The sequence below is a fragment of the Solwaraspora sp. WMMA2056 genome (genome assembly GCF_030345095.1).
Taxonomy (GTDB): domain Bacteria; phylum Actinomycetota; class Actinomycetes; order Mycobacteriales; family Micromonosporaceae; genus Micromonospora_E.
Genome location: NZ_CP128360.1, coordinates 1,612,308 through 1,626,008, shown reverse-complemented (window position 1 = coordinate 1,626,008; position 13,701 = coordinate 1,612,308). Strand labels below are relative to the sequence as shown.

14 protein-coding genes are annotated in these 13,701 nt (G+C 71.3%); 12 read left to right on the top strand and 2 right to left on the bottom strand.

Annotation, left to right across the window (positions count from 1 at the left end; all coding sequences use genetic code 11):
* Nucleotides 1-137 precede the first annotated feature (137 nt).
* The 8 genes from O7608_RS07470 to O7608_RS07435 all read left to right on the top strand — a co-directional run bounded on the left by O7608_RS07470 (nucleotide 138) and on the right by O7608_RS07435 (nucleotide 8,435).
* Nucleotides 138-566 (top strand): DivIVA domain-containing protein, encoded by a 429-nt coding sequence (locus O7608_RS07470; RefSeq protein ID WP_289209268.1) that lies wholly within the window; start codon nucleotides 138-140, stop codon nucleotides 564-566.
* Nucleotides 563-2,530: a hypothetical protein gene (locus O7608_RS07465; protein ID WP_289209267.1), complete on the top strand. Its 1,968-nt coding sequence runs from the start codon at nucleotides 563-565 to the stop codon at nucleotides 2,528-2,530. Before O7608_RS07470 ends, O7608_RS07465 begins: the two co-directional genes overlap by 4 nt.
* Nucleotides 2,523-4,430, top strand: coding sequence for a hypothetical protein (locus tag O7608_RS07460; RefSeq protein WP_289209266.1), 1,908 nt, complete (start codon nucleotides 2,523-2,525; stop codon nucleotides 4,428-4,430). Before O7608_RS07465 ends, O7608_RS07460 begins: the two co-directional genes overlap by 8 nt.
* A gap of 142 nt (nucleotides 4,431-4,572) precedes the next feature.
* On the top strand, nucleotides 4,573-5,523 hold the full coding sequence (locus tag O7608_RS07455; protein WP_289209265.1) for an endonuclease domain-containing protein: 951 nt from the start codon (nucleotides 4,573-4,575) through the stop codon (nucleotides 5,521-5,523).
* Nucleotides 5,524-5,923: 400 nt separating this feature from the next.
* Nucleotides 5,924-6,514, top strand: coding sequence for a hypothetical protein (locus tag O7608_RS07450; protein WP_289209264.1), 591 nt, complete (start codon nucleotides 5,924-5,926; stop codon nucleotides 6,512-6,514).
* Nucleotides 6,515-6,600: 86 nt separating this feature from the next.
* Nucleotides 6,601-6,948 carry a hypothetical protein gene (locus tag O7608_RS07445; protein ID WP_289209263.1) on the top strand — a complete coding sequence of 116 codons (348 nt, stop codon included), beginning with the start codon at nucleotides 6,601-6,603 and terminating at the stop codon, nucleotides 6,946-6,948.
* Entirely contained in the window at nucleotides 6,945-7,898 is a 954-nt protein-coding gene (locus O7608_RS07440) for a hypothetical protein (protein WP_289209262.1), read from the top strand. Before O7608_RS07445 ends, O7608_RS07440 begins: the two co-directional genes overlap by 4 nt.
* A 33-nt stretch (nucleotides 7,899-7,931) precedes the next feature.
* The gene (locus tag O7608_RS07435) at nucleotides 7,932-8,435 is read left to right on the top strand and encodes a hypothetical protein (RefSeq protein WP_289209261.1); all 504 of its coding nucleotides are present in this window, start codon (nucleotides 7,932-7,934) and stop codon (nucleotides 8,433-8,435) included.
* Here O7608_RS07435 and O7608_RS07430 read toward each other — a convergent pair.
* Nucleotides 8,426-8,746: an MGMT family protein gene (locus tag O7608_RS07430; RefSeq protein ID WP_289209260.1), complete on the bottom strand. Its 321-nt coding sequence runs from the start codon at nucleotides 8,744-8,746 to the stop codon at nucleotides 8,426-8,428. The genes O7608_RS07435 and O7608_RS07430 overlap by 10 nt on opposite strands.
* A gap of 60 nt (nucleotides 8,747-8,806) precedes the next feature.
* On the opposite strand from O7608_RS07430, the gene proB reads away from it, so the two are divergent.
* The 4 genes from proB (at nucleotide 8,807) to O7608_RS07410 (ending at nucleotide 12,813) form a co-directional block, all read left to right on the top strand.
* Nucleotides 8,807-9,916, top strand: a complete 1,110-nt coding sequence (proB, locus tag O7608_RS07425; RefSeq protein ID WP_289209259.1) for a glutamate 5-kinase — start codon at nucleotides 8,807-8,809, stop codon at nucleotides 9,914-9,916.
* Nucleotides 9,917-9,942: 26 nt separating this feature from the next.
* Entirely contained in the window at nucleotides 9,943-11,187 is a 1,245-nt protein-coding gene (locus O7608_RS07420) for a glutamate-5-semialdehyde dehydrogenase (protein ID WP_289209258.1), read from the top strand.
* Between the two features lie 141 nt (nucleotides 11,188-11,328).
* Nucleotides 11,329-12,168: a helix-turn-helix domain-containing protein gene (locus O7608_RS07415; RefSeq protein ID WP_289209257.1), complete on the top strand. Its 840-nt coding sequence runs from the start codon at nucleotides 11,329-11,331 to the stop codon at nucleotides 12,166-12,168.
* Nucleotides 12,169-12,231: 63 nt separating this feature from the next.
* On the top strand, nucleotides 12,232-12,813 hold the full coding sequence (locus tag O7608_RS07410) for a dihydrofolate reductase family protein (RefSeq protein WP_289209256.1): 582 nt from the start codon (nucleotides 12,232-12,234) through the stop codon (nucleotides 12,811-12,813).
* A 66-nt stretch (nucleotides 12,814-12,879) separates the two neighbouring features.
* Here the strand turns inward: O7608_RS07410 and O7608_RS07405 are convergent, their stop codons facing one another.
* The gene (locus O7608_RS07405) at nucleotides 12,880-13,653 is read right to left on the bottom strand and encodes a prenyltransferase/squalene oxidase repeat-containing protein (RefSeq protein ID WP_289210817.1); all 774 of its coding nucleotides are present in this window, start codon (nucleotides 13,651-13,653) and stop codon (nucleotides 12,880-12,882) included.
* Nucleotides 13,654-13,701 lie beyond the last annotated feature (48 nt).

The window sequence follows — 13,701 nt, the reverse complement described above, 5'->3', positions numbered from 1 at the left end:
TACTGCCAAGGAGGGCTGCGGCGATTGGGGTGGGGTGGCCCCGCCGGGATCGGCAAGCGGCAGGGCCACCCCCGTCCAGACACACCCACGACACCGCCCGATCGGCACCAGCAGCGAAAAATGGGGAGGAACACGTGATGCGAGAGCTCTGGCGACGCTGGCGACTGCGCTGGCAACGCCGCAAGATGGCCACCACCCCGCCACGTGACTGGCCGGAGGGCAGCGGCGTCTACCGCGTACCCGCTGGTCGCAGCCGCAACCAGCGACCCACCGCGTACCGGCCGATCCGCCCTTGGCAGATCCGCAGCCACCGCTTCCCGACGGCCCCCCGGCGCGGCGGCGGCCGGGGCCTCGACCCCGGCGAAGTCGCCGCCTTCCTCGAACGGATCGCCCACGACCTCGGCATCGTCTACGCCGAACTCGACCGCACCTACGAACAGAACGACCGCATCAAGGACGCGCTCCGTCGCTGGCAGACCAGCCAGGCCCTCGCCGCGCAGACCACCATGCACCTGCCCGCCTGGACCGGCACCAGCGCCACCACCCGGTACGCGGGGCAGTCGTGACCGACCAGCCCCCGACCGGCGTCACCGTCGTCGCCTGCCCCTGGTGCCACGGCAGCGGGCAGGACACCAACTACTACGACAGCCCCGACCGGGAATGTGACAGCTGCGGCGGGGTCGGCAAACGCCGCGCCCAGCTCGTCCTCACCGTCGTCAACATCGACACCGGGGCGATCGCCTCCGCCAACGTACTGCCCGGCGGCACCACCGCCACCCCCACCGACGCTGGCCCGTTCTGGTGCCTCGACCTGGCGCCGGTCCTCGTCGGCCTGGCCCGCCAGGTCGCCGCCGTCGACCTCTACGACCCGGAAATCCCCGGCCAGCCGGTCCTCGCCCCCTGGGTGCAGCTCGCCCGACGGTGGCAGCCCGACCTGCCCGCCGACCAGCGGCACGCCCTCGAATCCGAAGCGATCGCCGCCGAAGCGTACGACCCGTGGCGGATCTGGCTCGGCCGCAGCACCCCTGAACTGCCCACCGACCCCGCCCACCGGCTCGCCACCCTCTGCGAACTCGCCGAACTGCTCTGCCTCGACCTGGTCGTCGAAGCCCTCCGCAGCTCACTCGCCCCCGACAGCGGCCTCTTCCACTGGGACATCCGCTTCGAACTGCCCGGCAGCCCCACCACCGCCAGCGTCGGCCGCTACGACAGCTTCACCGACGCCGCCACCTGGATCGACGTCGCCCGCGCCAGCTACGCGCTGGTCGACCGCAGCCGACACGCCCCCGCCCACTACGTCACCCCACGCCCCGCCAGCCGCATCACCCACCGCCCGCCACCCGTCGACCCCGACCAGCTCGAACGCCGCATCGTCGCCGACTGCCTCGCCGCACTTCTCACCGACGTGCCGGCCCCCGGCGCGCAGGCCATCTGGCGCAACGGCCGCTGGTGGCACACCACCCTGCGCGCCGACTCCGACTCCGGCGCTGGCGCTGGCCCCGGCGGGCGGCTGGTCCGCACCTGGCAGCCGCCCCCGCCGACCTGGCAGGGCCCGCCCATCCCGTACCGGCCCTGCCCCGACTGCGCCCACTGGCCAAGCTGGGAACACTGCGACTGCGCCCGGATCAACGGCTGCGCCACCTGCGGCGGCACCCACCGCATCTACCACGGTGCGACCGTCACCATCGCCGTCGGTCGCCGCCAGGTCCGCCACCTCAACTGGCCACCCCACAGCGGTACGCCGCCAACCCCACCGCCCCGCATCGGCTACCACCCGGGCGGCAAACCGATCCACCAACTCCCGCCGGAATACCAGCTCACCCACCAGCTGACCGCACTCGGCCTCGACCCCACCGAGCTGACCACCCTCGACGGGCTCACCATGCACCTGCGCGACCACGAACTGCTGCACGGCTACGCCACCGTGCCCCGCACCGGCAGCGACCCGGTCACCGCGTACCTCGAAAATGTCACCAACGGGCACCCCGGCGGGCGGATCCTGCTGCACGCCACCCCACCGAAAGTGCCACCACTGGCCACAGTGGTCAAGATGGCGTACGCCCTCGGCCTGGCCCTGGTCGTCAGCGTCGCCGACCACCGCCGCAACGACGGCATCCCGTACCAGATCCAGGGCCTGCGCTGGGGAGTCCGCTTCGCCCCACCCGACACCACCAGCCCACTCGGCCGCTGGTACCCCGGCGCGTACGAGCCCAGCCTGCCGAAAGCAATCGCCCAGGCCCTGGAGTACGTCCGCAACGCCAGCAACACGATCGTGCCGACCGACCCCACCACCCCGATCCCCGCCCCCACCAACGTCGACGACGGTACGGGTGACACCGGCGGCGACCCAGTTGACCCGGTGCCGACGCTCACCGCAATCGCCACCCACCACCCCGGCACCGTCGTCACCATCGTGCTCAGCCCGCAGCGGTACGACGTACACCTGCCCGACGGCCCGCACCACACCACGGTGGTCGCCACCGCCGCCACCCTCACCGAAGCAGCCGCCGAGGTGATGGCGGATGTCTGAACCGACCCCGCCGACCCCGCCGCCGACGCCGCCGACCTGGCCGGCTCCATCCGACGGCAGCGGGCGACGCGCCCAGCTCGTCCTCACCGTCGCGAACATCGACACCGCCGCCGTCGCCTCCGCCAGCATCACCCCCGGCACCGTCACGCCGACCCGCGACGCCGACGACCTGTTCTGGTGCCTCGACCTCGCCCCGGTCGTCGCCCGCCTCGCCGCACAGGTCGGCGCCACCCACCTCTACGAACCCGACCTGCCCGACGACCCGGTCATCGCCCCCTGGACCGACCTGCCGAAAGGGTGGCAACCCGACCTGCCCGCCGCGCAACGCCTCGCCTACGAAGCCCAGGTGATCGCCGACGAAGCCCGCGACCCGTGGCACATCTGGCTCGGCCGCAGCAGCCCACCACCGACCACCGACCCGTCCCGCCGGCTCGCCCACCTCTGCCACGTCGCCGAACAGCTCTGCCTCGACCTGGTCATCGAAGCCCGCCGGCTCACCCCCGGCGACGGCACCCTCGGCTGGGACATCCGCTTCGAACTCCCCGACGGCCCGGTCGGCGACCGCCTCGCCCCCTGGTCCGACCTGGCCGAAGCCGCCGTCATGACCACCGTCGGCCGGGCCGCCGCCGGCCTCGCCGAACACGGCCGGCACGCCCCCGCCCACCACATCGCCCCGGCACGCGACGCCGGCCGCGCCGGCCTGCCCCGCGTCGACGTCGACCAGCTCGAACGCCGCATCCTCGCCGACTGCACCGCCCTGCTCACCGGCGAACCCACCGCCGGCGGGCACGCCATCTGGCGCGACAACCGCTGGTGGCACACCACACTGCGTACCGCCGGGGAGGTCACCGTCCGCGCCTGGCAGCCGCCGCCGCCGTCGTGGCAGGGCCCACCGATCCCGTACGCCGCCTGCCCGACCTGCCCGCCCGTGCCGGACCTGGCCCGCTGCCGGTGCCCCCGGCTCGGCGGCTGCCGCACCTGCCATGGCACCCACCGCATCTTCCACGCCGCCAGCGTCACCATCGTGGACGGCGCACACCGCGCCCGGCACCTCAACTGGCCGACCCCGGCCGCCGGTCCTGCCCCGCCCGCCGATGCCGGCCCGCCCGCCGACCGAGCTGCTGATCCGGCCTCGCCCGCGCCGGCCGTCAGCTCGTTGGTCCGCCAGCTGCCGCCGGAGTACCGGCTCCGGCCCCAGCTCACCGCGCTCAGCCTCGACCCGGACGACTGCGCGCCGCTCATCGACGCCCACTACCTGCCGGAGTCGGCGCTGCTCGACGGCTACGTCACCCTGCCCCACCCCGACGCCGACCCGTTGCAGGTCTACCTGCGGCAGGTCGCCCACGGGCAGCCCGCCGGCCGGGTCTTCGTCCAGGCCGCGCCACCGTACGCCCCACCACTGTCCACCATGGTCACAATCGTGCACACCCTGGGCCTGCACGTCGTGCTCTGCGTCGCCGACCACCGCGGCAACACCGGTACGCCGTACCTCGTCCAGGGCCTGCGCTGGGGTGCCAAAGTTGCCCCGCCACATGCAAGCATCGACGTGCCCTGTTGGACGCCGGGCGCACACCACCGTACGGTCGCCCAGGCCGTCGACCAGGCGCTGCGCTACCTGCGCAACGCCAGCGACCAGGCCGTACCCGCCGAACCCGCCACCCCGATCCTCGCCCCGGCCGGCGACGGCTCCCGCCCCTCCACCGTCCTCGCCGGCCCGGAGTCTCCGGAAGCCCTGCTCAGCATGCTCGCGAGCAGGCATCCCGGGGTCACGGTGGCCGTGGTCCTGACCCCGGACCGCTGCACCGTCCACCTCCCGAAGACAGCGACGCCCCCTGATCGGCAGGTCGTCGTCTCCGCCGCCACCCTCGCCGAAGCAGTCGCTCGAACGTTGTCGAGGTGAGGCTGGTCCACGTCATCCTTGCGACTTGACGTGGACCAGCCTCACCTCGGTGCGGATTGCCGGGTGGGTCAGTCAGTCGGATCGGCGACTCGACCGGCGTTCCGGGCAGAAACGACGCCACCCGACCGGCAAGCTCTGCCAAATGTCCCGCCCCGCCAAGGTCCCCCGCGAGTTGAGCTTCGAGCCGTTCTCCGGCAGCCGCGCTGTCGCCGCCGGCCTGCTCACCTGGCGGATGCTCGACGGACCCGCCTGGCGCCGACTGTTCCGCGACGTCTACGTCCACGCCGACTCGTACGATCCCGACGACCATCGCATGTGGTGCATCGCCGCCACTCTCCGCCTGCCCCGAGGTGCGGCCGTCTACGGCCTCAGCGCCGCGTACCTGTGGGGAGTCGATCTTCTCCCCCGGCGGGCCGGCAGCAGGCCGACGCCAGTGCACGTGGCGCTACCGAAGACAGCCCGTCCTGAACCGCACGAAAGGGTCAGCTACGTCTACCGGGCGCTCGAAAGGCAGGACATCACGACGTTCACCGGTGTGCCATTGACCACCGAGGTCCGGACCGCCTTCGACCTCGGCCGATCGCTGCCTCGCGCCGAAGCACTCGGCGCCCTCGACGCGCTCCTCCGACACCGGGCCACCACCCGGGAGAAGCTCACCGCGTACGTCGACGCCCACCCGGGGCGGAGGAAAATCAAGCAGCTGCGGGAGTTGCTGATGCTCGCCGAGCCGTTGAGCGAGTCACCGATGGAGAGCCGACTCCGTCTGCTACCGCACGACGCCGGCCTGCCGAAGCCCACCCCGCAGTACGAAGTACGCACACCAGCGCCGGGCTCAACCGGCTCAGTCGGCTCGGCAAGCGGCGGGAAGTTCCTCGCCCGAGTCGACCTTGCCTATCCGCAGTGGCGCATTGCCATCGAGTACGAAGGTGACCACCACCGGGAACGGGCCACTTTCCGGCGCGACGTACACCGATTCAACGCCCTGCGGGCCGCCGGCTGGCTGGCACTGCGCTTCACTGCCGACGACGTACTCCGGCGCAGCGAACAACTCGTCCGCACCGTACGACAGGCGATCGCCGAACGGGCCGACTGACCGCGGCGGCACACCTTCACGCATTGTGTCCAGGTAGTACATTGGCGTGACGCCGAAAGCCAACCTCACAAGGTAGGGATGACGGACCTTGACCACACCGAGTGAGCCTGACCGCCGATCACCGCACCGGCGACAGTTGGGGCGACGCCGAGCGCTCACCCCGGTGGCGCTGGTCGCCCTCTTGACTGCCGGGGCATTGCCCGCCTGCGCACCCTTCGGCAGAAGCGAGCCGGCACCTGACCCGAGCGCCTCCTGCGTCGAGGCACCGAATCAGCCGCTGCCCGGCACTGCCGGCTCCGGCGAGTCCGCCCCGGACGGCGGCGGCCTGCGCGTCACCGAGTCCGGCGTGTCGCTCGTCCCGTCAGGCGCAGGGTCGCTTCACACCGCCAGCGTCGGTGTCATGGTCGAGAACACCAGCGAGTACGCCGCCTACCGCACCCTGATCCGGTTCGAGGTGACCGACGAGAGCGGAGCTGCCGTCACCACCAGCGAGACGCTCGTGCTGGAGATACCGCTGATCCTGCCCGGCGCCCAGGTCGGCGTCGGCACGGGCAGCTACCTCGACGACGGCAAGACGGTCACCGAAGCCACCCAGGTGACCACCCACTTCGACGCCACCACCTGGGTAGCGGCCGACGACGCGCCGACCGTTGCCATCGAGACGCAGCACGACAGCATCAGGATGTCGGACAGGGAGGGCGTGAACTGGAGCGGTCGCATCAACTGGCAGATGACGTCGCCCTACTGCCAGGGTCTGGTCAGCCGAGGAGTGAGCAGCATCTTCCGGGACAGCTCCGGGAAGATCGTCGGCGGCGCCATCGCTGCCGTCCGGGGCCCGATCTACTGCGCCGCTGGGACCACCGATCAGGGCGTGCACATGATGAGCACCATCCCCGACGGCATCGACGAGTCGGCGACGTCGACCTATCCGTACTGCGATTTCAGCATGGAGCCGACCACGCCCCAGCCGACGATGGTCCCTTTCAACTGATCGAACCGGTGGTCAACTACCCCCGATCGACCCCCTCGGAGGTTCCTGTGACGCACAGTGCAGGCCATCACGGCGAAGAGCTGGGCGTGGATCTCTACGCCCTCTGGTGCGCGGGCCGGGACAACCTGCCGACCGTGGCCAACGCCTACTCCCGGGCCGCCAATGCCCTCGACGACGCGACCGTCGGCCTCCCCGGGGCGTTCCGGCGGACCGGTGACCTCGCCGGTGCCCCGTACGGCCCGGCCTACGAGCCGTGGCTGCTGCTGCGCGACACCATTGCCCAGATCTGCCGGGACACCGCCGACAACATCGAGATGACCGCGGACGCGCTCTGCCTCGCCACGGTCGAGTACGCCCGGACCGACTACGAGGCAGCCAGCGAGTTCGCCCGGCTGTTGCAGGTCAACGGCGAGCCGAAGGTCGGTGACGAATGAGTTTCGACGAGCTCATGCAGCACGCGTACGAGATCCAGCAGCAGGCGACGCTGAAGGCGTTCACCCAGCACGGGGTGCGCCCCGCAACCCCGGACGGGCTGCCGCAGCCGGCACCCCGGCACAACGAGCTGGAGACCCGGCGGAGCATCGAAGGACAGTTCGCCGACATCCCGGATCTCTTCCGCGCCTTCGCCGAGATACCCGACCCACAGGCATTCGCGCCTCGCCTCGAAGCCCTCGATGCTGCAATCGGCGAACTGTCGTCGGGGTGGTCGTCCGACGATCCGTTCAATGACCGGCACTACTCGGCCAACAGGGATCTCGACAAGATGATCGACGCGACGAACCACATCGTGCGGTGGACCGGTCGGGCGGCGATGGAGTTCCGAGGCAACTTCATCGCGCCGTTCCGGTCGATCGTCGCCAACCAGTTCATCGCGACGGTGATCCTGCGCTCCGCGCTCGAAGCGGAGCAGGAGATCTGGGTACGGGCGAGAAACGACATCGACAAGATCGCCCACGACACGCTCGTCGCGTTGGGCCGGATGGACGACTGCGGCAAGAACTCCTGGGTGATGACCTTCACCGTGCTCTCCTCGGTCGCGGCGGTCTCCGGGGCGGCGCTCGCCCCGTTCAGCGGCGGGGCCTCGCTCAGCTTGACCGCCGTCGCGGCGGGCTCGCAGGTGGCGGCGGCCGGCGTGCCGGACGACCCGCCCAAGGTCAACTTCCAGGGGGAGACCGCGATCGCCGTCATCGCGTCGATGCGGGACGCCATCGGGCTGCTGCGCGGCTACATCGACGAGCAGGAACGCAAGATCGCCAACGCGCTCAACCACAGCTACCAGGAGATCATGCAGGACCGGGACAGCTTCGTCGCCAAGCGGCCGGCGCTCGCCGACGCCACGGCGGCCGACGTCACCGGCCCGCTGTTCATGGGCTACTCGAGATAACGACGACGTAGAAGACGAGACCGAGGGCGGATCGTGGGACTGCTGGCGCAGCGACTGGACGAGATGCACGTACGGGTGACTGCACCGGGGGGTGACATCTCTGGTGAGCTGCGGGGCCGGGATTCCGTCCGCCTCGCCTTCGCCGCCGGCCGCTACCAGTGGCTGTCCGAGCAGTACGTCGAGCAGCAGCTCGCCGCCGTCGGCCGGCTGCTCTGGGCGGCCAGGATGAAGGCGTACCACGCGGCCGTCAGCGACGCGCTGCAGATGCCGGTCGACCGCGACGAGCCGCCGGTCAGCCAGCAGGACGTCGACTTCACCGCCGCCCGGGACAACCTGGTCGCGCAGGGCGCGTGCGCGGACAACTCCGTGCACATCGCGGTCCGGGGGATGCGGAGCTGGACGGTGGCCATCGCGCCGGGCAGCCTGCGCCGGTTCCGGGAGGGCGAGTTCACCGTACGGGTGCAGGAAGCCGCCACCGCGCTGATCCGTGACCAGTTCGCGCAGATCCGCAGCCTGAAGGACCAGATCTACGGCTGAGGGTCGAGCCTCGGGTACCAGGCGGCGGCTTTCATGTCGACGCCGTCGCCGCGCAACGGGCAGCCGTCGGCGCGCAGCAGGGCCCGCGCCCGCTCCTCGTGACCGGGCGGCAGCCGGCCGGACGACGACACCACCCGGTGCCACGGGACCCCGCCGCCGTGCCGGGCCATGATGGTGCCGACCAGCCGGGCGGACGTACGCCCGGAAAGCTCAGACAGCGCGTCGGCGATCGCGCCGTACGACATGACCCGGCCGGGCGGGATGCGTTCGACGAGGGCGAGCACTTCCTCGACGTACTCCTGCGGGGTCACGCACGCCACGATATGAGATCTCGTGCCGACGCCGCGCACGGCGGCGCGCAGAATGGGCGGGTGCGTGCAGCAGTCACCGAGGCGAAACGGGTCGTCGTCAAGATCGGCTCGTCGTCGCTGACGACAGCGACCGGCGGGCTCGACGGCGACCGGGTGGACGCCCTGGCCGACGTCCTCGCTTCGCTGGTTGCCCAGAAGAAGGAAGTCGTGCTGGTCTCCTCCGGGGCGATCGCGGCCGGGCTCGCGCCGCTCGGGCTGACCCGACGCCCGCGTGACCTGGCCACCCAGCAGGCGGCGGCCAGCGTCGGGCAGGGGCTGCTGATCGGCCGGTACGCCGCCAGCCTGGCCCGGCACGGACTGACCACCGGTCAGGTGCTGCTCACCGTCGACGACGTGACCCGCCGCGCGCACTACCGCAATGCGTACCGCACGCTGCGCAAACTACTGGACCTCGGGGCGGTCCCGATCGTCAACGAGAACGACACGGTCGCCACCGACGAGATCCGCTTCGGCGACAACGACCGGTTGGCCGCGCTGGTCGCCGCTCTGGTCCACGCCGACCTGCTGGTGCTGCTCTCCGACGTCGACGCCCTCTACACCGGCGACCCGGCGAAGCCGGCCAGTGAACGGATCACCGAGGTACGCGACGCCGCCGACCTGGCCGGGGTGGCGATCGGCAAGGCCGGGCGCGCCGGAGTCGGCACCGGCGGCATGGTCACCAAGGTCGAGGCGGCCCGGATCGCCACCGGCTTCGGCATCCCGGTGATTCTCACCGCCGCCCCGCTGGCCGCCCAGGCGCTGGCCGGCGACACCGTCGGGACCTTCTTCCACCGGGTGGCGCACCGGCCGACCGCCCGGCTGTTCTGGCTGGCGCACGCCACCGCCCCCCGGGGCCGGCTGCACCTGGACGCCGGGGCGGTGCAGGCGATCGTGGCCCGCCGCAAGTCGCTGCTGCCGGCCGGGATCACCGCCGTCGACGGGGCGTTCACCGCCGGCGACCCGGTCGACCTGGTCGACACCGCCGGTGCGCCGGTGGCCCGAGGGCTGGTCAACTATGACGCGGTGGAGTTGCCGGGTCTGCTCGGCCGCTCCACCGGTGAGCTGGCCGCCACTCTCGGCCCGGCGTACGAGCGGGAAGTCGTGCACCGCGACGATCTGGTACTGCTGTAACTCAACCGAACGAGGAGACGTCGACGATGAGCGTGATCGAGCAGGCCCGCCGGGCGCGGGTGGCCGCCGACGAGCTGGTCACCGCCACCCGGGCGACCAAGGACGCCGGGTTGCTGGCGATGGCCGATGCGCTCGTCGCCCGTACCGCTGAGATCGTGGCCGCGAACGCGGCCGACCTGGACGCGGGACGGGCCGGCGGCCTGTCGACGGCGATCCTGGACCGACTGGCCCTGAACGAGGGTCGTATCGCCGACATGGCGCAGGCGTTGCGGGAGATGGCCGGGCTGGCCGACCCGGTCGGTGAGGTGGTCCGCGGCTCCACGCTGCCGAACGGGCTGGAGCTGCGGCAGGTGCGGGTGCCGTTCGGGGTGGTCGGCATCATCTACGAGGCGCGGCCGAACGTGACCGTCGACGCCGCCGGGATCTGCCTGAAGTCGGGCAACGCGGCGCTGCTGCGCGGCTCGTCGTCGGCGGCGCATTCCAACGCGATTCTGGTCGAGGTGCTGCGGGACGCGCTGGTCGGGGCCGGGTTGCCGGCCGACGCGGTGCAGCTGCTCGACGCGTCGTCGCGGGACTCGGTGAAGGAGCTGATGCGGGCGCGGGGCCTGGTCGACGTGCTGATTCCGCGCGGCGGCGCGGATCTGATCCGTACGGTCGTGGAGGAGTCGACGGTGCCGGTGATCGAGACCGGGGTCGGCAACTGCCACGTGTACGTCGACGCGGCCGCCGACCTGGACAAGGCCCTCGCGGTGGCGGTGAACTCGAAGACGCAGCGGCTGTCGACCTGCAACACGGCCGAGTCGCTGCTGGTGCATGTGGACGTCGCGGCGGCGTTCCTGCCGAAAATGCTGAAGGAACTGCGTAACGCGAACGTGACGGTGCACGGCACCCCGGAGGTGGTGGCGTTCTCGGCCGACGTGGTGCCGGCGACCGACGACGACTTCGCCACCGAGTACTTGTCGGCGGACCTGTCGGTCGCCGTGGTCGACTCGCTCGACGCGGCGGTGGCGCACATCAAGCGGTACGGCACCGGACACACCGAGGCGATCGTCACAGACTCGGCCAGCGCGGCCCGGGAGTTCGTCGCCCGGGTCGACGCGGCCGCGGTGATGGTCAACGCGTCCACCCGGTTCACCGACGGCGGGCAGTTCGGCTTCGGCGCGGAGATCGGCATCTCGACGCAGAAGCTGCACGCCCGTGGCCCGATGGGGCTGCCGGAGCTGACCTCGACGAAGTACGTCGTCACCGGCGACGGCCACCTGCGCGGATAACCGGCCCTTCACAACCCGGGTGTAGCGGGGACCGGACTGCGCCGGGGCGCCCGTCAGGATCGGCGCCGGCTCGATGCTGGCCGGCTCGATGCTGGGTCGGCGGCGCGTGATGCCGAATGGGTTGTCGGCGATGATGTCGGCGTGGAGTATGTGGCCAGGGTGCCCGGTCCGCCGTTGGACGGGCTGATCGTCGACCTCTATTACCTGGAGGGCGCTCCGCCGTACTCCCGGTTGATGCTGCCGGCGGCGCCCGCGCCACTGCTCATCGTCAACCTCGGGGCGCCGTTTCTCATCCGCGCCGGCACCGACGTAGACGCCGTGGAGTACGCCGACGGCTGCGCGGTCGCCACGCCCACGCGTGCGTGGGAGTTCAGCTACCCAACCCCGACCCGGTCCGTGGGCGTCCACTTCAGGCCGTGGGGCCTGGCACCGTTCCTTCCGGTGCCCGCGGCCGAGTTGTGCGACCGACCTGCGACGGTAGGGCAGATCTGGGGCCAGCCCGCCATCGCTGAATTGCGACACCGGCTGACCTTGGCGGACGCACCGCACGAAATGCTGATGTTGCTCGAGGAGGAACTGGTGCGACGGCTGCGGGTGATCGACGGCCTTGAGCTGGTCCGCCAAATGAGCAGCGCCGTCGCGGCGGCCGGCGGGACAGTGCCGATCAGCGACATCGGTGTGGCGGCCCGCGCCAGCAGCACGTACTTGGCGAAGCGGTTCAAGGCCGTAGTCGGCGTCACGCCAAAACGGCTGGCTCGCAGCTACCGCTTCAGCTCCACCGTGCTGGCGCTCGACGTCGCTGCACCGATCGACTGGGGAAACGTTGCCGCTGGCGCGGGCTACTTCGACCAGGCCCACTTCGTGCGCGAGTTCCGGGAGTTCACCGGGCTCACGCCGACCCGGTACGCCGAAGTCCGGCGGCGATTCCTGCGCGATCATCCCGACCACGTCCTGGCCGGCTGGCCGCTCCCGGCCGATTGATTTCGTACAAGGGCGACAGGTCACGCCGCGCAAGACTTGGGACTCCGAACAGAGGAGGAATCCATGGGGAAAGTGGTCATGAACGCGTCGGTTTCGGTCGATGGTTTCATCGCGGCTGAGAACGACGATCCCGGTCCGATCTTCGAGTGGCTGGTCAGCGGTGACGTGCCGTTGGACGACGGTGGCGTTCTGAAGGTGTCGCAGGCTTCGTTCGACTACGTCCGGCCGTACTGGGACGAGGTCGGGGTGACCATCGCCGGTCGTCGCTCCTTCGACATCACCGACGGCTGGGATGGGACGCCTCCGAGTGGGATCGACCATGTGGTCGTGGTGAGTCACCGTGGTGCGCCCGAGGGCTGGGACCTCCAGGCGCCGTTCCATTTTGTCGACGGCATCGAGGCGGCCGTAGCCAGGGCGCGGGAGCTTGCGGGTGACCGCACTGTCGAGTTCGCTGCCGGCGACGTCGGCGGCCAGGCGCTCGCCGCAGGTTGGGTCGACGAGGTACGCATGGACGTCGCACCCGTGGTGCTTGGGTCCGGTAAGCGTTACTTCGGCTCCGTCGACGCGCAGCACCTGCTGGAAGGCCCAGACGTAGTTGTTCAGGGCAACCGGGTGCTTCACCTGCGCTATCGGGTGCGCCGCTGACCGATCTGAGTGCGTACCCGAAGAAGACCCCTGCGACGGTGACAGGGCTCACACAGAGGTGGGTGCTCAGCGGCAGGCGCGGATGGCGGCCAGGGCGGCGTGCACCTCGAAGGCGTCGCCGGAGTCGCTGTCCCAGCCGCCGTCGCTGCGTTGGGTGGCCGCCAGCCGGCGGCGGGCGTTGACCAGCAGCCAGTCGTCGTCGGCGAGGCCGGCGCGGCGCAGGGCGGCGGCGAGCTGGGCGACGTCGCCGGGGGTCATGGTGGCGAGCCGGTCGTTGAGCACCACCTGCATCCGGGCCGACTCGTAGAACATGGTCTGCCGGTAGAGGGTGGCGGCGGCCAGCCAGCCGGCCAGCAGGTACGACGGCCAGGTGCCGTCCGGGCGCATCTGGGCGGCCAGGTAGCCGGCGGCGCGCTGCGCGGCGTCCCGATAGGCGGGGTCGTCGGCGACGCTGAGCCAGTAGCCGGCGTTGGCGGTCAGGTAGTAGGTGGCTTCCGGGTCGCCGGGGCGGGCCCATTCGGGTGCCTCGGCGGCCAGTGACTCGTCCTCTTCCCAGCTGCCGTCGTCGCGTTGCCGGCTGACCAGCCAGTCGAGGGCCTTGCGGGCCGGTGGCCGGTGCAGCGCGCCGAGGTCGTCCAGCTCGGCGAGGCGGAAGCAGGTGGCGTCGACCGAGGCGACGTCACCGGCCCAGAAGGCGGGCCAGCCCCCGTCTGAGGCCTGCCCGATCTCGGCGCTGGTGAGCACATCCGGCTGCGGGGCGGCACCGGTACGCAGCCACGACAGCCGGGCCCGATCGACGGTGTCCCCGTGCGCCACGACGAACCCGATGGCGGCATCCATATCGACCACGGACGACAGGCTACCGGCGGGTCCGGATTCCTGCCTCGG